This window comes from Pseudoalteromonas sp. NJ631 (assembly GCF_000276645.1).
GTDB classification, from domain to species: Bacteria; Pseudomonadota; Gammaproteobacteria; order Enterobacterales; family Alteromonadaceae; genus Pseudoalteromonas; species Pseudoalteromonas piscicida.
This window is the reverse complement of sequence record NZ_AKXJ01000003.1, coordinates 324,931-348,013: the sequence shown is the minus strand read 5'-3', so window position 1 is coordinate 348,013 and position 23,083 is coordinate 324,931. Positions and strand designations below refer to the sequence as shown.

General features: G+C 48.7%; 3 protein-coding genes (1 of these 3 cut by a window edge). All 3 read left to right on the top strand.

The genetic code is table 11. The annotated features are described in order from the left end of the window. Tightly spaced (each overlapping or abutting the next), the 3 genes in view from A587_RS0108330 to A587_RS0108320 form a layout consistent with a single transcriptional unit that may run on beyond the window. A protein-coding gene (locus A587_RS0108330) for a hybrid non-ribosomal peptide synthetase/type I polyketide synthase (protein WP_017217216.1) crosses the window boundary here: on the top strand, window positions 1–1,200 show its end. It extends 8,727 nt beyond the left edge of the window; 1,200 of the gene's 9,927 nt are visible here — the last part of the coding sequence; the start codon falls outside the window, past its left edge; the stop codon is at window positions 1,198–1,200. Further along, the gene (locus A587_RS0108325; RefSeq protein WP_017217215.1) at window positions 1,200–11,027 is read left to right on the top strand and encodes a non-ribosomal peptide synthetase; all 9,828 of its coding nucleotides are present in this window, start codon (window positions 1,200–1,202) and stop codon (window positions 11,025–11,027) included. Before A587_RS0108330 ends, A587_RS0108325 begins: the two co-directional genes overlap by 1 nt. After that, entirely contained in the window at window positions 11,027–23,083 is a 12,057-nt protein-coding gene (locus A587_RS0108320) for a non-ribosomal peptide synthetase (RefSeq protein ID WP_017217214.1), read from the top strand. Before A587_RS0108325 ends, A587_RS0108320 begins: the two co-directional genes overlap by 1 nt.

Here is a 23,083-nt window from a genome sequence, read left to right as displayed (position 1 = left end):
CTTGGCGCGCTTATTGAACAGCAGCAGATCACGGTGATGCAGGCAACGCCAACGCTATGGCAATTAGTGTTAAATGCGGCGCCAGCATGCACTTCTGGCATAAAAGTATGGAGTGGCGGTGAGCCTTTACCTCAGGCTCTGGCCGCGCAGTTACTTAGTCACAGCAAAGCGGTTTATAACTTATACGGGCCAACCGAAACCACGATTTGGTCGGCGGTGGCACATATCGACAATGCCACAGAGGTAACCATTGGTAAAGCGATACAAAATACTAGCTTATTTGTGCTCCCAACCGAGTGTCATGGTGAAGGGTTGCCTTTACCCGATGGCGTATGGGGCGAGTTATACATTGGTGGTAGTGGTGTTGCTATGGGTTATTTACATCAAGCGGAGCTGACCAAGCAGCGCTTTATCAATCATCAATTTACCGCTTCCATTAGCCGCCGTTTATACAAGACGGGAGACAAAGCGAGGCGTTTAGCTGATGGCCGCTTTGAAGTAAAAGGACGCTTAGATAATCAAATTAAACTCCATGGTCACCGTATAGAGCTTGGCGATATTAGCCATCATTTGGGGCGGATACTCAATACTAGTGAAGTTGATGTTTGCGTGCAAACACTAGAAACTGGCCCATGTCTGTGTAGTTATATGATTGATGATGGTGAGCTATCAACCGAGTGGTCTTTGCCTCGGCTGCGCCAAGCGCTCGGTGAATGGTTACCAAGTTACATGGTGCCTGAGCATTTTGTTTGGTTAAGTCAATGGCCGATGACACCAAATGGTAAGCGCGACCGAAAAGCACTACCAATGCCTGCTGCTGAGCAAGTATCAGAAATATGCACGTTGGCTCCTCGCACTGCAACAGAAAAACAGCTGCATCAACATTATATAGCGCTTCTCCCGGTTGAGCAGCTGGGCGTCACAGCGCGTTTTGTGGATAGCGGCGGCAATTCGGTGATTGGTATGCAGTTGGTATCGAGACTCAACCGAGCTTTCAATATTAAATTGACCATTGGCGACATCTTTGAGCACGCCTGTATTGCAGAGCTTGCTGAGTGTATAGAAGCGCTAAAACAAGCTCATGATGCTATTTCGGTGGAGGTGCAAACTCCAAACGTAGAGAAAGTCAGTGATATCGTGAGCGATCGAGATTTGAGTGCTGCTCTAAGTGATAAATCTATGACGGAGATGGACTTGTAATGATGGAAAACTTTGCAATGAAACAGTGGTTAGATGAGCTTGACCGTCAACAGATTTATGTTTATTTACAGCAGGATAAATTAAAACTTAGAACACCGCTTGGGCAGGTGCCTGAGGGTATTCTGGATAAGATAAAGGCGCACAAAGCTGCGCTTATCACCTATCTTCAAGGACAGCAAAAGCAATCTGCTGCGCTTTCGGCAGCGCAGCAAAGAATGTGGTTTATTGATAAGTATGAAGGAGGCACTGCGGCATACAACATGGCTGGGCTAGTTAAGTTGTCGCAGCCATTTTCAGTCACGGACATTGAACAAGCATTGAACCGCTTGATAGCTAAGTACGATATTTTGAGAGCACGATTTATCACGGTTGAAGGAAAGGTGGTGCAGCAAATTGAACCTGCTGAGGCGATGAAAATTGCTGTGATGACCGTGGATGAAGAAGCACTACCCAATCAGCTACCAGAGTCGATTAAACAGGCTGTGCGGTATCAGTTTGATCTTGCCAACGAGTCGCTGCTGCAAGTGACGGCTTTAGTGAGTAACTCTCACACCGCTTGCCGCTGGTTACTCGTTAACATGCATCATATTATTAGTGACGGCTGGAGCGTCACTGTGTTTATCAACGCACTGCTGTATGAGCTATCGGAGGCGTGTGTTGAGCTTCCCGATTTACAGTATGTTGACTATGTGCACTGGGAGCAACAATTAAGGCAATCCCCAGACTATCAACAACAATTGGCTTATTGGACTGAGCAGTTAGAGGCATTTACACCGTTTGAATTGCCCACCAGCTATCCAAGAAAAAAAGAAAAGCAGTACCAAGGTGGCACGGTTCGTTGTGCGTTTAATACGGAGCAAATACAACAATTAGATGAAGCCTGCCACCGCGATGGCGTAACACACTTTACCGCCTTGCTTGGCGTGTTTTACATCTTGCTTTATCGCTACAGTGAGCAAGCTGATATTACCTTAGGGGTGCCGGTTGCAAATCGTCAGCAAAGCGAGTTTGAAGCTATGCTTGGCTGCTTTATTAATACTTTGCCACTGCGTATGCAGATAAACGGTCATCACTCCATGAGTGAGGCGATTAAGGCGCTGCAATACAAAGTATTGCAAGGGCTTGGTAATCAAAACGCTGCCGTGGAAGACATCATTGAAGCGCTGGAGCTACCCAAATCCGCCGCGCATTCCGCCTTGTTTCAAGTGTTATTTAACTACAATGGTGTAGCGAGTAATAAGGTGTCGGTAAATAACCAATTAGAAGCCGAGTTAATTGCCCTAGATAATGGCACTGCGAAATTTGACTTAACCCTATCTGTTGATGATACAGATGATGGCCTTGTGTGTGACTTTGTTTATGCAACAGGGCTTTATGACCATGCGCTTATTCAGCAATTTGCCGATGATTATTTGGCGCTCGTCCAGTGCTATTGTGCTAAAGAGGCGCTGCCAATTGACGACTTGGTGCTCAAATCAACGAGCGTACCGACAACGGCGGCGGGTATCAATCACAACATCAGCCAGCCGATGCTTGTGCCGCAAGCAATCAGAGATATAGCGCAAACCCAAGGTGAGGCGATTGCAGTGGTTGTGCCAAGTACCAATGGCGAAGCATCACGGACCCTGACGTATCAGCAGTTGTATGCCCAAAGTTTGCAAATTGCCAACAACTTAGATGTTCCAGCGTCAATCATTGCGCTGATAACAACGGGCGATATGAGTGACATTGTCACTATGCTTGGCGTAATGCAAAGTGGCCGCGCGTATCTACCTATTGATGGCAATATGCCCACTGCCAGAGCGCTACAAATGCTAGCGCAAGCTAATTGTAATACGGTGGTGGTAAGTGTCGAAACGCCACTTTGCCAAGCGCTACGAGAAGCTGACATTAGAGTGCTTACATATAGTGAGCTGAGCCAAAACAAGGGAGCGCCGCAGCAAACTTATTCACCAAGTTTTGATGATAGCGCGTATGTGTTGTTTACTTCTGGTTCTACTGGTGTGCCCAAAGGGGTTGAGATCAGCCATGGCGCGCTGAGTCACTATTGTAGCAGCATCGCGGCGAGATTGAGTTACAACCAAGATACGCGAGCGGGCGTGGTTACAGGACTTGCCACGGATTTATGCTTAACGGCTGTCTACCCGGTGCTTACTCATGGCGGCACTGTGGTGCTCACCCTTGCAAACCAAGCGCCAGAACTGACTGAAATCGCAGCCAAGTTAGTAGCAGAGCAAGTTAATTTGATTAAATTAACCCCTTCTTTTGCCGCGGTGCTTTTGCCTCAGTTTGCTGAGCAAAAGCCCGCTATTTCGCAGTGGGTGTTAGGTGGAGAAGCATTAGGTGAGCAGCTTGTTGATAGCATTCGCGCGCTGACGCCAGCGGCGCGTATTTTTAACCATTATGGTCCGACGGAGGCTTGTGTTGGAGTGGTTTGTCATGAAGTCACTGACAGCAGGCTAACCGGCCACAGTTATCCGATCGGTACGCCTTTGGCACATGTTACCACCTGCGTACTCAACAAACAGGGGAAGCCAACACCTGTAGGCATGCCTGGAGAGCTCTATATTGGCGGGCCGAGCCTCGCTAAAGGGTATATAAATACGCCTTCAGAGACCGCAGCTCAGTTTACAAGTAGCTTGCAACATAGTGCCCAATGCGTCCGTTTTTATCGCAGTGGTGATAGCGTTAGACTGAATGCGAGCGGCGAGCTTGAATTTCTCGGTCGAATTGACAAACAAGCGAAAATTCGCGGTTACCGCGTTGACCTTAATGAAATAGAAGTTGCACTGTTAGCGCTTGATGAGGTATCGCAGGCAGCGGTCGTCGTGCGTAAGCTCGGCAAACAAGATGCTTTGGTTGCTTTTGTGGTAAGTGTTGATATCAGCCAGTGCGCCGCAACCAATCTGCGCGAGGTGATCCGCCAAGGCTTGAAGCGTCGCTTGCCTGAGCCGATGATCCCAAGCTGGATAGAGCTTTGCCAGCACTTACCCACCTTGAGTAATGGCAAGATAGACCGCCAACAATTACAGTCTTTGGCATTAACTTCTCAAAGCCAAAGTAGTGAGGTGACAAGTGCGTTGCAGCGACAGTTAATCACACTCTATCAAACCTTAACGGGCGCACCAGAAGTGGGGCTGCACGATAGCTTTTTCAGCATCGGTGGTCACTCTTTATTGGCAATGCAATTACTCAATGAACTAAGAGCCCAGCTCTCGGTGGAGGTGAGCTTAAAGCAACTGTTTGCCAATCCTAGCGTATTTGAACTAAGCGAGATGCTGGCTAACTCTCAGTCTCAATCTTCACTACCAAGTCTACAACCTGCGCCATCACAGCCCAATTATCCTTTGTCATTTGCACAGCGGCGCTTGTGGTTTGTTGACCAACTGCAAGGGCACAGCAACCAGTATAACCTACAGGGTATATTCCAATTGCAAGGCAAGCTTAATACCGAAGCCTTAGAGGAAGCCTTTATTGCAGTGATTAAGCAACATCCAGTCTTGGCGTTTAATTATCATCAAAATGCGCAAGGAGAACCGCACCAAAGCATTAACCTTGATGCTCGATTTACTCTGGTTAAGCATGACTGGACAGATAAATCCCCAGAGCAACAAGCACATGCGTTAGAGCAGGTCATCGCAGAAGATTACGCAACCAGCTTCGATTTAAGCCATGATTTAATGCTGCGAGCCAGTCTTTATCAACAAGAGGCGATGCAGGCTACGCTAGTGATCACCTTACATCATATCGCTGCCGATGGTTGGTCTATTGCGTGTTTGAGTGAGGCTTTAGGACTGGCTTACAAAGCCGCGCTCAGCGGCGAAACCTTAGCGCTACAAGAGGTGCATTACGTTGATTATGTGATGTGGCAACAGCAGCTGGAACAGAGTTCGCTATGGCAACAGGAGCTAGATTATTGGCGTATGCAATTACAAGGTCTGCCCAAGGTGCATGAACTACCGCTTGATTACCGCAGAGAAGCAACAACCTCTGCGCGCGGCGCGTTAGTGATTGAGCCCATACCTGCGGCGCTGGTCAGTGCGCTTCGAGCGTATCAAACTCGCTCAGGACAAACCTTATTTGTGTTACTGCAAACGCTATTTTCATTGTGGTTAAGCCGCTTTTCTCAACAGCGCGATGTGGTTGTTGGTACGCCGGTATCAGGACGTCACCTCAAAGCATTTGAAAGTATGATTGGTAATTTTATCAATACTTTAGTGCTTAGAAGCGAATGGAGTGAAGACACCAGTTTTACCCAAGCGCTACAGCAAACCCAAGGCTTACTCAATGACGCGTTGCAATATCAACATATTCCCTTCGATGTGTTAGTGGATGAGTTAGACATTGAACGCTCAAGCGCCCAGCATCCGCTGCATCAAATCGTGTTTCGGGTAAATAATCAGGTAAATGAAAACCTTACGCTAGCGCAACTGGAAGTGACGCCCTGCCAAAGTAAAGTACGCGGTGCCAAACTAGATTTAGAAGTCGCAGTGATAGACGAGGGGGATGTACTCACCGTTGAATGGCTTTATGACAGCAATTTGTGGCAAGAAGCGAGTATAGTTAGTTTCCATCAGCAGTTTTGTTATGTGTTATCGCAGTGTCTTGCAGAGCCAAATACTCCGTTGTCAGCATTGTCATTGTGGCCCGCTGAGCAGCAGTTAGCTCTATTAAAACAGCAGCAAAGTGTTACGGTAGAAGTGACAGAGCAACAGCCATGGGTGACTCAGTTTAGTCAGGCGGCTCTTCAGACACCACTACAGACTGCGGTGCGTATGGGAGAGTTCACTTGTAGTTATCTCACCTTAGAAAAATGCGCGAACCAACTTGCTAATAGCTTATTAGAAATGGCATTTGCCGAGCAAAGTCGCATTGCTATTTTACTGCCGTCTTCGAGTTACATGGTGGCCGCGGTGCTGGCAATATTAAAAGCGCGCCATACCTATGTGCCCATTCATCATGACACGCCAACCGATACCTTAGCCTATATCATGGATGATGCAGACATCGTATTGACGCTGGCGCTAAGTGAAGATGCCGAGCGCTTGATTGAAGCCGGTAGTGACTTTTTGTTGCTTGATGATTTGTTCGAAGCCGAAGGGAACTTTGCGTTTTACGATACCAGTTTGTTGGTAGATGAAGACGCATCTGCATTTAACCAAGCCGAGCTTGCCTATGTTATTTATACCTCAGGTTCAACCGGGCAGCCAAAAGGGGTGCCCATTAGTCATGGCAACCTCAATAATTATCTGCGTTTTGCGTCTCAGCGCTACTTGCCACAATCGGGTGGCATAACCAAGGCCGTACTCAGTACACCGCTGGCGTTTGATGCGACGGTGACCGCCTTAGTGCCTATTTTAATGCGAGGCGGTGAGCTTGAGCTGCTCCCTACGGACGCCGAATTGTTGCCTGCGTTACATGAACAGATTTTTGCCGCTACGGAAGCCAAGTTATTCAAGTTAACACCGGCTCACTTACGCGCGGTATTTGCATTAAGTGACGCACAAACTCATAACAATATCGCCCACCGATTTGTGGTTGGCGGTGAAGGGCTAAGCGCAGCTTTGGTTGATAAGCTGATGGATAAGCTCCCTAACGCCCAGTGGATAAACGAATATGGCCCAACAGAGGCAACAGTCGGCTGTAGTATCTATGCTGTAAGCCGTGAGTCGCGCCACCTGTTAGCGGGCCACGAAGAAGTGCCTATCGGTCATACTATCGATAATATGACCCTTGCGGTAGTCGACGAATTTGGTGAACTGGCTTTACCTAACATGCCCGGAGAGCTTTGGTTGGCGGGAGATGGGGTGTGTGAAGGCTATATTAATCTCGCGAGTGTGACGCAAACACGCTTTGTTGAGCAAGCAGTGCCTGCGTCTGGTACTTCAAGCATGCGTTGGTATCGCAGTGGCGACAAGGCAAAGTGGCAGGCGAATGCGCGCGGTGAGGCTGACTACCTTTGTTATTTAGGGCGGTTAGGCGAGCAAGTAAAACTGCGAGGCTACCGTATTTCTCTTGTGGCAATCGCCCATCAAATCGACGCGTTGGCGCAAGTAAAAAGCTGCGCTGTGAGTGTTGATGAAGCACAAGAAAGCCTAGTGGCTCATGTGGTTTTAAATGGTGAGGCTAAGCTCACACTCGTGCAGTTGCGCCAAGCTTTATCGCAGTCGTTGCCCAGTTATATGTTACCTGCCGCGCTGGATATCGTTGCTGATCTTCCACTGACTGCAAACGGAAAAGTAGACAAGCAAGCATTACAGCTTGCCTATCAGGCTCAGGCGAAAAGCCAAGAGGTCGCTGAGGTAATTGATGGATCTAAGCTCACGGACATACAGCGTTATTTACTTGAGTTATATCGTGAGCTACTGCCGAGCCAAGTACAGAGTATTAACGATAGTTTCTTTGACTTAGGCGGGCATTCTCTGCTTGCCATAAAAGTGATCAGCCGAGTGCGCAGTGAGCAGCGGCGAGATATCACCTTACCACAACTCTTTGATGCGCCAAGTATTGTAGCGTTTGCTGAAGTAATAACCGCAAGTTCGATGATTGCGCACAGCCATACCATTGAGCCAGTATCAAGAGCCCAAGCGTTACCTCTGTCTTTTGCTCAGCAGCGTTTGTGGTTAATTGACCAGTTACATGAGCAGAGTCTGCAATACCATATGCCAGCGAGCTATTGGTGTGAGGGAGCCTTAGATATTGATGCTTTAACACAAGCGTTAAGCGCGATTGTTGCACGTCATGAAGTACTCCATACGGTCATCGTTCCTGCAAATGGTGAGCACGGTGCAGTGCAACAGGTTCGTGATCAAGTAGCCAGTCCTGTGGAATTAGTAGATTTGTCTGGGCTGAATAACGCAGAGCAACAGCAGCGTTGGCAAACATTGCAGCAACAATCGCTCAGCAAGCCTTTTGATTTATGCCAAGACACTATGCTGCGCGTTATCTGTGTACAGTTTAGTCACAACCAATTTGGACTCTTGTTTAACATGCACCACATTGCCAGCGATGGTTGGTCGATGGCGCTGCTGGCCAAAGAGTTCGTGGCGTTTTATCGGCACTTTAGCGAAGCGCCAGCGTATCCCTTGCCAGAGCAATACGCTAAACCGCTAGCGGTGCAGTATGCAGACTTTGCCTACTGGCAGCAGCAACAGCAAGATAGCTATCAGGCGGATCTTGCCTATTGGCAAACTCAGTTGCAGCAGTGTCCAGTTGTTCATGAATTACCGCTGGACTTTGAGCGACCACAAGTTCAGTCCCTAGATGGTGAGTGTATTCGTCATACCCTTACGACATCGCAAGTTGAGGCGATAAAAGCGCATTGCCAAGCACAAGGGGTGACCTTGTATATGTGGTTGCAAAGTGCCTTTTCGCTGTTGATGCTTCGTCTTAGTCAAACGCAGGATATTGTTATTGGCTCGCCCATTGCCGGACGTGAGGTGAAAGAGTTAGAGGGGTTACTGGGCTGCTTTGTGAATACCTTGGCTATTCGCGCTCACAAAGTGGGGGCGCCGTCATTTAACGACTGGCTAAGTGAGCAAAAGCAGGTGATCTTGGCGGCGTTTGCCCATCAGAGTTTACCCTTTGAGCAACTTGTTGATGCCATTAATCCTCCGCGTAGCCTAGCGCATTCGCCCGTGTTACAAATACTCTTTGCACTACAAAATAACGAACAAAGTGACTTCAAGCTACCTCACCTTAAAATTGAGCAACAGCTTGATCTAAAGCCTGCAATGAAGTTCGACTTAGAAGTGAATGCACAAGAATCGGGCAGTGAGATAGCAGTGCAGTGGAATTATGCCAAAGCCTTGTTTAAACACACTAGCGTACAGGCGATGGTTGATGCTTTTGTGACCTTAATTGATGCTGCGCTCACAAGCCCTGAGCAAAGCGTGAATACCTTACCATTAGTTGAGAGTAAAGCACTCAGCGAGCTAGGGCTCGCCACGCAAGCACAGCCTCAATCTCCTTGGTTTATCAGCGATAAAATACAACATTTTGCTCAGCACCGCGCGAACCATAATGCAGTGCGAGATATGGCTGGAAAACGATTAAGTTTTGGCGAATTGGAGTCAAAAAGTAATCAACTAGCGCGTTACTTGATTGAGCAAGGCGTAACGGCAAGGTCGCAGATTGCAATAAGCTTAGCGCCAAGCTGTGAGCAAGTTGTGGCACTTTTGGCAGTCTTAAAGGTCGGGGCCGTGTATGTGCCGCTTGACCCCAATGCACCGAGTCAGCGTCAGCACTTTATATTGCGTGACAGTAAAGCGGCTTGCCTTATCACCACCTCAGCACTACTTCCAAGCAGCGCAGATCTCAGCTGCCGTTTGGTGCTAATGGACACCACACAGCATTGGCAGAACATGCCTGTAGAAGCGCTTGCGCCGTTAAGTGATATTGATGCGCCGGCTTATATAATTTATACCTCAGGCACCACAGGGCAACCCAAAGGCGTGGTGGTCAGCCATCGTAATTTGCACCTTTATCTTGAGCACGTTAGCCACAGTTATCTCCAAGGCGATATACAAGAGAGTGTTGTCAGCACGCCTTTAGCGTTTGATGCGACTGTAACGAGCTTATGGGGCGCGCTGGTTAATGGTCTTGGTGTAGTGCTGCTAAGCGATGGTGAGCAGTTAATCACAGAGCTTAGTGCGTGTTTAGCGCGCGAAGAGTCATTGCTGTTTAAGCTGACTCCAGCCCACTTGCAAGGCGTGCTGGCACGATTACAACCGAGCAATGCTGCGCACCACATTGTGGTGGGGGGAGAAGCTTTATCTAGCAGCGTGGTTGCTCAAGTCGGGGCACTGATGCCACAGGCTCATTTTTATAACGAATATGGCCCAACAGAAGCAACAGTCGGGTGCTGTGTGTATCGTTGTAATGGCCAAGATGCGGTTTCGCTTGCGCAGCAATCGCAGCGCTTTGTGCCAATCGGTAGCGCCATTCAAGGCACTCATTTGGTGGTGCTGGATCAGCATCAACAGCTTGTTCCTATAGGCATGCCCGGAGAGTTATACATCGCGGGCGATAATGTGGCTCAGGCGTATTTTGGGTTGCCTGAGCTCAGTGCCAGTAAATTTGTGTCATTGTCTTTGAACAATGACTCGCAGCGATATTATCAGACGGGCGACCAAGTGCGTTGGCTGCTAGATGAAGAGGGCTGCTCTAGCGTGCTGCAGTTTATTGGTCGTCGAGACAACCAAGTTAAACTGCGTGGCTATCGCATCGAACTTGAAGAAATTGCGGCTCAGCTTGAGCACCTAGATGCAGTGCAACAAGCACATGTGTTACTTAACGAAAGTAAAGATAACTTACTGGGCTGTGTGGTACTAACTACGCCATCCCAAAGAGATGCCATTTATGAGCTTGAACAGACGCTACACACTCAGATATTAGCCTCGTTAGCAGAGGTCCTACCAAGTTACATGTTGCCCTACAAGCTGTATGCACTGGCTGCTATGCCGCTCACTAATAATGGCAAAGTAGACGCAGGCGCGCTTGCACAACTGCTGCAATCGCAACAGGCGCAAGCGCTTACAGCACCTTTAGCTCCTATGACTGAACTACAAATGCTGCTGGCAGAAATTTTTGCTCAAGTGCTCAACACTCAAGTTCGAGATATTAACAGTAACTTCTTTGAGTTAGGGGGGCACTCTTTATCAGCGAGCCAAGCGGTTGCCTTAATTGAGCAGGCGCTTGAGGTGCCCATCACCTTAAAAGTATTGTTCGAGCGGCCAAGCGTAAGTGCACTTGCAACTTGGTGTGAGATCCACCGTGCAGCCAAAGCGGCGGACGAAAACGGCCAGTCTGAGGAGATGTTTTTGTGATGAATGAACAGCAAAGACAGATAGAGGCATTGATCGCAGAAGCATTAGCAGCTGGCGTGACCTTGTATGAAAAAAACGGTGGCCTGGCATTTAAGCAAACCGCTGGATTTCCTCCACAGTTAAAACAGCAAGTGGTTGAATATAAATCAGAGATCATTGCCTATTTCCAACAGCAAAGCCGTGATGTGGCGAACTCATCGCCGAAAATAGTCGCGCAGCCAAGCGCGGGGAAAATCTTACCGCTGAGCTTTGCGCAGGAAGGACTGTGGTTTATTGAGCAACTGCAAGGTAGCAAGCAGTATTATATGCCCGCCGAGTTTTTGTTACGCGGCAAGCTTAATATTCAAGCAATGCGCAGCGCAGTACAAGATGTGGTGCAGCGCCACGAAATACTGCGCGCTAGGTTTGTAAAAAATGAACAAGATGGCCAACCCCAGCTGCAAATAACGGATGATATTAGTGCGCCGTTCGAGTGGCTTGATGCCAGTGTAGCAGCTGAGGAAACAAGGCAAGCCTACATTGCTTCGCGCATCGCAGCACATCAGAACAAGTCTTTTGATTTGGCTCATGATTGTTTGCTTCGCGTGCTGGTGGTGAGTGATGGCGATGAGCATCACCTTGCATTTAATATGCATCATATTGTCTCTGATGGCGCGTCCATGGCGCTACTTGCACAAGAGATAGAGGCTGGCTATTGCAAACACATAGGCGCACCTTATACACCGCTTGCAACTATGCAGGTGCAATATGGCGATTTTAGCCAGTGGCAGCGAGCACAGTTAACGCCAGATCGCATCGAGGCACCACTGGCGCAACTAAAACAGCAATTTAGCGAATTAGCGCCGTTGCAGTCATTGCCTTGTGATTTTGTCCGTCCTGCGGTGCAGTCGTTAACGGGGAAAGTATATCGCCAAGCGCTCGATGCGTCGTTATTTGCGGCGATCTCGACACAGGCTAAGTCGCTCCAGCTCACACCCTTTATGTGGCTGCTCAATACCTTTATGTTGTTTATTGCAAGGCTTACGCAATCGCAGCAGGTGATTGTAGGCACGCCAGAGCTTGGCCGCCATCATCCTGAATTAACGCCGTTAATCGGCTTGTTTGTTAATACCTTAGTGATGCAAGCAAAGCTTGAAAGTGATATGCCATTTAGCCAATGGTTGCAGCAACAAAAAGCCCTCAACCTAGCGGCGTTTGAATACCGCGATATTCCTTTTGATAAAGTGGTTGAAGCGGTTGGCGCTCCAAGAGATTTAAGTCACCATCCGCTAGTGCAAATATTATTTACACTGGAAACCCGTGATGAGCGTGCTTTTACGCTTCCGGGATTATCGGTTCAAGAAGTGCAAAAACAAAAGGCGGATAGCATAGCGGTAAAGTGCGACTTAGAACTCAATGCCGTAGTTGATGAGCAGGCACTTTATTTACATTGGAAGTTTGATAGCCATCTTTACACAGAAGAGACCATCAAACATTGGGCGGATTGCTTTCACACGCTGCTTCAAGCTTGTGTTACAGCCCCTCATACCGCCGTTGGTGAACTTGCGTTACTGAACCAAAAACAGCAGCAAGCTTTAATAACGGACGCTCAATGCCAAGCGGCAACTTGGCCTAAGCAAGACACCATCACCAGTTTATTCACGCGCTACGCCGAGCGCTTTGCCACACGTACTGCCGTGCAAGATAGCATGACTGTGCTGAGTTATCGTGACCTTAACGAGCGAGTCGATGCGCTGGCGATAATGCTGTTACAACAAGGCGTCACGCCACGAACCATGTTGGTGGTGAGTGTATCGCGCAGCGTTGAGATGATAGTGACCTTGCTGGCAGTGCTTAGAGTTGGTGCTGCCTACGTGCCAGTAGATCCCGACTACCCTCAAGAACGCATTGAGTATATTTTGGGAGACGTGCAAAGCCCATGGCTGCTTTGTGACAACGCTACCCAGGCACAGTTTAGTCAGATTTCATACCAGCTAATTAATGTGTCACAGGCAGAACATCAGGTAAGCCGCGAAGCTCTCAAGCTGCTTGATGCTATTCAGATTGAGCCGCAAGACTTGGCTTATATGATCTATACCTCTGGCACCACAGGACGACCAAAAGGCGTACAAATTGAGCACCGCCATGTGGTTCGGTTACTTCATGTTGAGCCCAACTTATTCGATTTTAATGAGCAAGATGTTTGGACCTTGTTTCATTCCTTCTGCTTTGATTTCTCAGTGTGGGAAATGTATGGCGCGTTGCTCTTTGGTGGTCGCCTTGTGGTTGTGGATAAAGCGACTGCGCAAGACACTCAAGCTTTTGCTCAGTTGTTGGTTGATGCCCAGGTTACGGTATTAAATCAAACACCTAGTGCGTTTTACGCGCTGCAAGCCACGCTACTCAATGACAGTCAGTTGGCGAGCCAATGTGCAGTGCGGTACGTGATTTTTGGTGGTGAAGCGTTGCAGCCAAGTAAGCTACAGCCTTGGGCACAGCACTTACCAAATTGTCAGTTAATCAATATGTATGGCATTACCGAAACCACGGTACATGTTACCTTTAAAGCGCTGGAGCCTGCGGATCTGACGCTTGGCACCAGTAATATAGGTCGTGCGATTCCGACCACCAGCTGCTATGTACTTGATGAAAAGCAAAGGCTCTTGCCACAAGGTGCCGTGGGCGAGTTGTACGTAGGGGGCGAGGGGGTTTGTCGGGGATATTGGCAACGTGATGAATTAAACGCGACCCGCTTTATTCAAAACCCATTTAGTGAAGCACCTGAGCAGCGGCTATATCGCTCGGGGGATCTCGTGCGGCTAATGGCCAGCGGTGAGCTGAGCTATGTTGGTCGAATTGACGACCAAGTAAAGGTTCGAGGTTATCGCATTGAATTAGGCGAAATTGAAAACCAGTTGCGCCAGCATCCCGAAGTGGCTGAGGTCACTGTGCTGTTAAATCGGCAAGACCCAGAAAATGTCTGGATCTGCGCCTTTGTGGTGTTACACAAACAAGTCGAGTTCGACGACATCACGTTGGTCATGCAGCAGTTTTTAAAACAAAATTTACCCGACCATATGTTGCCTGCCAAAGTGCAAGCGGTTTCAGCCATGCCACTGACCAGCAATGGTAAAGTAGATAAAAAAGCACTACTGCAGCAACTTGATACAAGCCTTAACGAAAACACTTATGAAGCACCGATTGGCGAGCTTGAAACCCAACTTGCAAGCTATTTTGCCGAGATACTGCAGCGCGAGTTGGTTGGTCGCTATGACGACTTTTTTAGACTCGGCGGACACTCGCTACTTGCTGCAAAACTGGCAAATCATATTCGCAAGACGCTGCACATTGAGTTACCGCTGCAAGCGATTTTTACGCACCCTACAGTACAAGGTTTAGCGGCTGCACTTGAAAAGCAAGACGCGCAGCTAAGTGCTATTGCTGTGGTGGATAAAACCAATGGCGTAGTGTTGTCTTTTGCTCAGCAGCGTTTATGGACACTAGATCAAATGCAGCAGGGCAGCCAGCAATATCAAATTCAAGCGTTATTGGCGTTTTCAGGGGAGTTTGATCTGAGCGCATTCGAGCAAAGTTGGCAAAAGGTGCTGTCACGGCATCAGGTGTTGCACTCGGCTATCACCAACACGAATGATGGGCCTAAACAGTACCTTGTGGCTTTGCCTGAGCATTTTGTTACGCTCATTGATGTCTCCACACAATCGCCGCTTTGGCAAAACTTGGTTTGGCAGCGCGCGGTACGGGACGACCAAGCACAGGGTTTTGATCTTAGTAAAGATCTAATGATCCGCGCAACTCTAGTTCGATTTTCATCAGGTTATCATCGCCTTATCGTCAATATGCACCATATTGCTAGTGATGCTCGCTCTATTGAAGTATTAATGCGAGAGCTAACGCAGTTTTATGCCCATTACACCCAAGGCTGTGGACTTGCCCATGACTTAATTGCGCCACCTGAGGTGCAATACGCGGATTATGCCCATTGGCATCGATCACTGTGCCAAGGCGCGCAGCAAAGTGCAGACATGGCATTTTGGTCAGCGCACCTTGACGATGCGCCGCCACTGCATCAATTACCGCTCGATACGCCTCGTGGGCAGGCCGTGAACAATAGCGCGCAAGCATTTACTGAGCAGCTAAGCGCTGAAACATGGCAACGGCTGCAACAGTATTGTCAGCGCTTGGCAATAACCCCGTTTATTTGGTTGCATAGCGCGTATGCGGTGGTGCTCGCTAAGTTTAGCCAAGTGGATGATATTGTGGTTGGTGCGCCATTTTCAGGGCGGCATCACCCGCAAGTGGAGCAGTTGATTGGCTTTTTCGTCAATGCCTTGCCTATTCGCGTGAAGGTCGATTGGCAGCAGAGTTTCAGTCAGCTACTCGATATACAAAGAGAGCAGATTGAGCAAGTACATCAACATCAATCACTTCCCTTTGAACAGCTCATTGACCATCTTGGTGTTAGCCGTGAGCTAAGTCACCAAAGTGTTTTCCAGTTGAGTTTTGCGTTTAATCCCGAGCCACAGCACACACCAGAGTTTGTAGGCCTTAGCACGGAAGTTTTAACGTCGGAAAACATGCGTGCCAAGTTTGATCTTGAGCTCAGTGCAACAGTAAGTGGGCAAGGGTTGAGACTGCGCTGGCTATACAACAGTGGATTATTTGAAAAAGAAACTGTGGCTAGCATTGCAGAGTGTTTTAATGCCGTGATAGTGCAATTACTCGCGCAACCTGAGTGCCCGCTTGCGGATATAAAACTTTGCAAGGAGCAGAAGCTAGAGAGTCATGCGATTTCAGGCAAATCAGCGCCGGAACACCTTGAGCAGTCAGTGCTTGAGCAAATTGAGCGAAATTTGGCTGTGCCCACGCAGGCTAAACAGATAGCGGTAATTGACACAAACTCAAATCAAACCTTGAGTTATGGTGAGCTTACTGAAAGAGCCAAGGCATTGGCGGCGCTGTTATTAAGTGAAGGGCTGCAACCCGAACAGCCTGTACTTGTTGCGATGACGGGGAGCGCAGATCTCATTGTGGCTATGTTGGCTGTGTTAAAAGCGGGTGGATGTTATGTGCCTGTTGACCCTCATTACCCTCAAGCGCGAGTCAATTACATCGCTAAAGACAGCGGTGCAGCGCTGGTTTTAACAAAGTGTGAGTTTGCCGCTTGCTTTGAGGTCGCTGAGTTAGATGATAATCACCTTGAGGCTGAATATCGCTCGCCACATGTTATGTGTGTTGATGACGCCAACGTGCAAACGCGCCTTGCGGCAATAGCATTACCTCAGCAGTTTCCAAAAATTAAGGCTGAGCAGCTGGCCTATGTGATTTATACCTCTGGCACGACAGGTAATCCCAAAGGCGTGATGATAGCCCACCAAGGGTTAGCGAATTTATGTGGTTGGCACCGACGAGCTTTTGCGGTGGATAATCATAGCGTAGCGAGTCAAACCGCCAACCCCGCCTTTGACGCAGCAACGTGGGAGATTTGGCCTTATTTGTGTGCCGGTGCGAGCTTAGTGTGTGTGCCAAAAACCGTGCTACAGTCACCGGCCGAATTAACTGCCTGCTTCAATACGCACCAAGTCACGCATAGTTTTATTGCAACGCCAATCGCTCAAGCGCTGCTCACTGAGCCTTTGTTTAATCCACAAAGCTTGCGCTATTTATTGGTTGGCGGCGATAAACTCGGTGCGCTGCAAGCAAAAGAGTACGGATTTACCCTAGTCAATAACTATGGACCTACCGAAGCTTCGGTGGTCGCGACTTCTGGTGTGGTTGAGTTTGACAAACAGGTGCCAGATATCGGCTTGCCCGTCGACAATAGTCAGCTATTTATCTTAGACCCACAACTGCGGGCTGTGCCACCGGGGATGATCGGTGAGTTATACGTAACAGGGGCAGGACTTGCCAGAGGATATTTGCATCAACCACAGCTTAGCGCTGAGCGTTTTATTGAGCTACAAGTCTCTCCATCGCAAGCGGTGCGTGCCTATAAAACCGGAGATTTGGTTCGCCTGCTTAGCAACGGCCGTATCGCCTATATGGGTCGTAACGATGGACAAGTAAAGCTGCGAGGTTATCGTATTGAGCTGGCCGAAATTGAACAGCAAATTGGGCTGCTATCGAGCGTACAAGAATGTGCGGTTCAGATAACCACAAGTGCGTCAGGGCAGCCACAGTTGCAGGCATTTGTGGTGGCAAACACTGAGCCTCAAGTGCTTCAAGCCCGGCTAAAGGAAAGACTACCAAGTTATATGGTACCAGAGCATTTTGTCATGCTCGCAAGGCTGCCTTTGACACCGCATGGCAAAGTTGACCATCGTGCCTTGGCAACGCTTGGTAAAACTCAACAGACTACCACAGTAACCGAGCAGAGCGCGGTCACATCACAGGCTAACAGCATCGTAGCCCAGTTACTGGCGATTTATCGGCAGGTATTAAATACGCCATCCATGACCGCTAAAGACGACTATTTTGCTTTAGGCGGCGACTCTATTTTGAGTATTCAAATCGCCAGTAAAGCCAAAGCACTCAAGTTACCTGTTAGCGCTACCGACGTGTTTACCTACCCCTGTGTTTCGGCACTTGCAGCAAGACTTGCCCAGCAAGATATTCTGGTGCCAATAGGCAAAGAAAGGCAGCCATTGGTTGGTAAACTCGATAAATTACCAATTCAGCATTGGTTTTTTGCCCAACAATTTGCCAACCCCAGTCATTGGGATCAGAGCGTGCTGGTGAGTGTAGATAAATCCGTTACACCAGCGCAGCTCATGCAAGTGATAGGGTACTTGATAGCCCAGCACGATGCGCTACGTTTGGTGGTTGCGGATGAAAATACCCTATTTATACGTGATGGCATTGATATTCAAAAGGTATTTACGGCGCATACGCTTGAGCGTGACGCATGGCAAGCTGAGCTGAGCGAGTTCAGTGAGCAAGTGCAGCAAGGTTTTGCGTTTACTGGCACGCCACTGTTTAAAGCGGTGTTATTTGTGACACCTGATAGTGAGGCCAATAATCGCTTGTTGTTTAGCGCACATCACTTGCTAGTGGATGGCGTCTCTTGGCGTGTGTTACTTGAAGATGTAAGTCAGCTACTACAGCAGAAAATAAACAATGTGCCGTTGGAGCTTCCTGCCGCAAGCGCGAATTTGGCTGAACTTGCCGATTTTTATCGTGAACTTGCAACCGATGAGCGTGGTTTGCGCAAATGGCAGAAGGTGGTTGCACTGGCTGAAACCTCACACTTATTGAGTCTTAAGGATACAAGCGCGACCCCAACCATAGCCAAAGTTCGCCACACACTGTCAGCAATGCACACCCGTGCGCTACTGGGAGCCGCCAACACCAGTTATGGTACAACGGCGCAAGCATTGCTGCTCAGTGCGCTTGCCTGGTGTGCGCAAAAGCGTGGTGCAGGCAGTGAAGTGATCATGCTAGAAGGGTATGGTCGCGAGTTATTGACGGAGGCACTGGACAGTAGCCGAACCATTGGCTGGTTAACGGCACTCTATCCAATGCAGTTATTTAGTAATAGCAGCCGCTTGCATGATGTGATTTGCAGTATCAAGGCGGAGCTTGAAAGGAGCGCTAAAGTCGCCAGTAGTTATGGCGCTACGCGGTATTTACACCCAGAGCCAAGCGTTCGCTCATCGCTTGAGATTGATACCCGAGGCTTTCTGTTTTTCAACTATTTAGGCCAGCTAGATACAGTTATTGAGCAACAAGGTTTGCTGGGAGATGCTCGTGAGTCGACTGGCACTTTGGTTGCTGAGTCAAACCTCAGTTACTTTGGAGCACAACTAACGGCGGCGGTCGTGGATGGTAAACTGGCGTTAACGCTGGAATTTGACAGCCAGCGCTTAGCGTCTGAAGAAGCAGAGCGATTAAGTAAAGAGATACTTGAAAGTCTAATTCAGGTCATCGAGCATTGCCAATCCCAGCCTCAACGTCACTATACAGTCAGTGACTTTGCACTTCTCAGCGGCATTTCTGAACGGCAGTTACAGCGCATACTTGGGCAGGTTGAAGGAGACGTTGAGGATATTTACCCTCTAACTGGTTTGCAGCAAGGCATGTGGTTCCACAGTCAAACGGCAAGTGAGGCGCACACTCAAAGCATGCTACCTTACGTCGAGCAAACCAGCTTATTGCTACAAGGTTGTGTGGATATTGAGGCGTTGAGTTATGCTTGGCAGCAATTGATTACACAGCACAGCATATTACGCACGGCCTTTATAGATGTTGCTGGCGAGCCGCTGCAAGTGGTCTGTAAACATGCCGATGTACCACTGACACTGCTGCACAGCGATGCTGTTGCAGAAGAACAATCGCACATGGTGAAATCACAGGCTGCGGTGGAGCTTGCCGAGCCGCTTAGGCTCTCACAAGCGCCTTGTATGCGGTTGTGTTTAATCGTTTTTGAAGATGGCAATGTCGGGGTGGTGTGGACCTATCATCATCTCATCATGGATGGATGGTCGCTGCCGGTGTTATTTGCTGAATTATTGGCATTTTATCAAGCCCGTTGCCAAGGTGATTTACGCCCCATTGTGGTAGATAATTTCCGCGATCATATCGAATATTTGCATATGCATGTTGACCGCGACGAAGCGTTTTGGCGGGAGTATTTGGGTGGAGTCACCGCGCCCACATTGCTTAGCGAAAAGGTACTACATACTGAAAATAAAGCGACAGGTGTTAAAGAGCTCAGTGTGACTTTACCGCAATCACTGCAAGATGCTGTGACTCGCTTTACAGGCGAGCAAGGACTTACCGTCAATCAGTTTATCCAAGGGCTCTGGGCTTATTGGGTGGCAAATTGCTGCAACGAACCGTATGCCTTATTTGGTCAAACTATTGCGGGTAGACCTACAGCGCTTAGTAGAATGGCGCAGCGCGTTGGCTTGTATATTAATACGCAAGCGGTCCATGTCACGATAGATCAAAATGCGCGTGTGAAAGATTACCTGCAAGCGGTGAAGTCGCAGCTTACGGCATTGGCGCAGCACCCGCATACACCACTGACACAAGTTCACCAGTGGTCGGGTATTGAGAATGAAAGGCCACTGTTTGATTGCTTGTATGTTTTTGAAAATTATCCGCAGGATCCGTTACAAAATAGCGCTGCGCTGCCATTTATCGCAACAACCTTAAGTGAAGTTGACGAAACGCACTATCCATTGACCTTTGTGGTAGGCATAGGGGCGGGTTTATCGCTCACGCTGAGCTATCAGCAGCAATGCTTTGATGAAGTGTTTATCGAGCAAAGCCTTGCGGCGATGCAGCAGCTGATGTTAGCTGCGACACAACAGCCCGAACAAACACTTGGGAAATTGTCTTGGCAGCCTCAACACGCGCAGTACAGCAAGGCATTGCCTCTACCTACTTTTTCACTGACGCAAGCGGTGCAATATCAAACGCCAAATTTACCAATTCAGCAATTATTTGCTCAAGTTGCTGCTGAATTTCCTGAGCATATTGCTATTCGTGAATATAGTACCGCCTCTGGGGAGGCTCGCTGTTATCGCTATTCACAGCTGGATAAAGACGCCAATCAGCTCGCCCATTACCTTGCTTCACGACAAGAGCCGAGCACAGCCCCCGTTATTATTGGCCTGTGTTTAGAGGCGAATTATCAGCTTATTGTGGCTATGCTTGCGGTGCTCAAATTGGGCGCGGCTTATCTACCAATTGCACCATCACTACCCGAGCCTCGACGTCGTTTGCTGCTGCAAAATGCCAATGCAGCCATGCTGGTTACTAAAACAGAATATTGGCAGGGTAGCTCGGAGCAAGTGGTGCCTCAAGTCGATTTAGATAGTATTCAGGGCGCTTTGGCCGAGCAGCCTAGTCGTTGCTTTACTGCGCCATGCCAGATTGACGACCTCTGTTATGTAATTTACACCTCGGGCACCACGGGCATGCCAAAAGGGGTGATGGTGGAGCATGCTAGTGTCGTTAATTATGTGCAGGCATTAGCCGCGCAATATGCGATTACGGCAAGCGACAATTACCTGCAATTCGCCAGCATGAGCTTTGATGTGTTTGCGGAAGAAGTTTTTTGCACTTTACTTCATGGCGCAACGCTGGTGATGGCTCCGACAGACGACATGTTGGACCCCAACAAGCTGGCGCAATTAAGCCAAGGTGCCGAGCTGACACTGATGAGTTTACCAACGGCGTATTGGCATCAACTTGCTGCGACTTCAGTCACCTTGCCAAGCTCGCTGAGGATCATCACCATAGGTGGCGAGCAAATGCAGATAGCCGCGCTCACCGATTGGCAGCAGCGCTATGGCGACCGTATTCGAATTATTAATGCCTATGGCCCGACCGAAGCAACCATTTCTGCAACCCTTAATGATGTCACACACTTCAGCGGTGCGCGTGTGCCGATCGGTCAGCCCGTCGCGGGTTTGTCTTTATATTTACTTGATGAGCAGCTCCGAGCGGTGGCTACCGGTGTGGAAGGCGATTTATACATTGCGGGTATTGGCCTTGCCAGAGGCTATCTCAATGACAAAGAAAAGACGCAGCAGGCCTTTATTGTTGAGCCTAACAGCGGCCAGCGACTTTATAAAACTGGCGATCGCGCTTGCTGCTTAGCATCAAATGAATTGCTGTATCTAGGCCGTGGTGATGACCAAGTTAAAGTGCGCGGTTACCGCATCGAATTGGGAGAAATTGAGCGACAGCTTCAGCTGCTAGACGAGGTTGCTGCTTGTGCTGTGGTGGTGCGCGAAGATAGCAGTAACAACGCGCAATTGGTGGCATTTGTACAGCCAACGCAGTATACGGAAGTGAATGATGCTGCTGTGCGAGCGCAGTTACGCGCAGTACTACCCGCTTACATGGTCCCTGAGTTGTTCCAATTAGTTAGCCAACTTCCGCTGACAACGAACGGCAAGATAGATCGCAAGCAGCTCATTGCACTGGCAGGTTCATACACTCCGCCTCAATCCTTGCGGCAAGAGGATAAGCTGGAAAGGCTCACACCACTACAAACTCAATTAGCGCAGCAGTTTGCCTATCGTTTGCTGGTGGATGGAGTTTGCCTTGACGATAACTTCTTTAATTTAGGTGGCCATTCACTATTAGCGATGCGTTTAGTGGGTGATATTAATCAACATCTACAACTCAATTTGCCGCTGTCGGCACTTTTTGAGTATCCGACTGTGCGTGGGCTCTGTCAGTATATTCAAGCATTGAGTGATGGTCTTGGCGAACGCCAAGGCGAACCTCAATCGCTTGAAACCTTAGTGTGTTTGCAAGAGGGCGAGCTTGGTTTTACACCTGTGGTGTTGATTGCGGGAGCGGGAGGTTGGCTAATGGCATTTCATGCGTTAGTGAATAGACTTGATAGCCGTATACCCGTTTATGGCTTGCAGCCAGAGGCGCTTACCGAGGAACCCGAGACGCTAACCTCAATTGGGCGTACCGCAGAGTATTACTTGAGTGTATTAGCTGGCGCAGAACTTGGTGAGCAAGTGCATTTGGTCGGACATTCTTTTGGTAGCTTTATTGCCTATCAACTTGCCACTTTACTTGAGCAACGAGATCGAATTGGCTGCTCGGTAACTGTGATTGATACGCCTGTCCCAAGCAATCCAGCGCTTAACTTGGATGAAACGCAAATTGCACAAATGATGCTGGATAATCTGATGGCGTTTTTCCGCCTTAGTGTCTCTGGTGCTGAAATCAGTGCTTATCAACAAGGTGATGCAACAGCACGCATTGCCTATCTCAATCGTTGGATACACCAAGCTGGATTTAATTTTAGTGATGCGCATCTACGCCACTTTCAGCAAGTTTTTAGTGCCCAACTGCGAGCAAATGTTGAGATGCCGTCTATGCTTAGCGACACCCCAATCTGCGTTGTAAAAACGCAGCAAACGCAAGAATTTGAAGGCCGTCCTGTGAATAAAGACATGGGGTGGAAACCATTTAGTCACTCTCTCTCTTGTTATGAAGTCAAAGGAGATCATTTGTCCTGCCTACAAGCCGAGCAAGTGGGGCAGTTGGTTAACATAATTGAGCGCAACTATGTGTTGCACTAG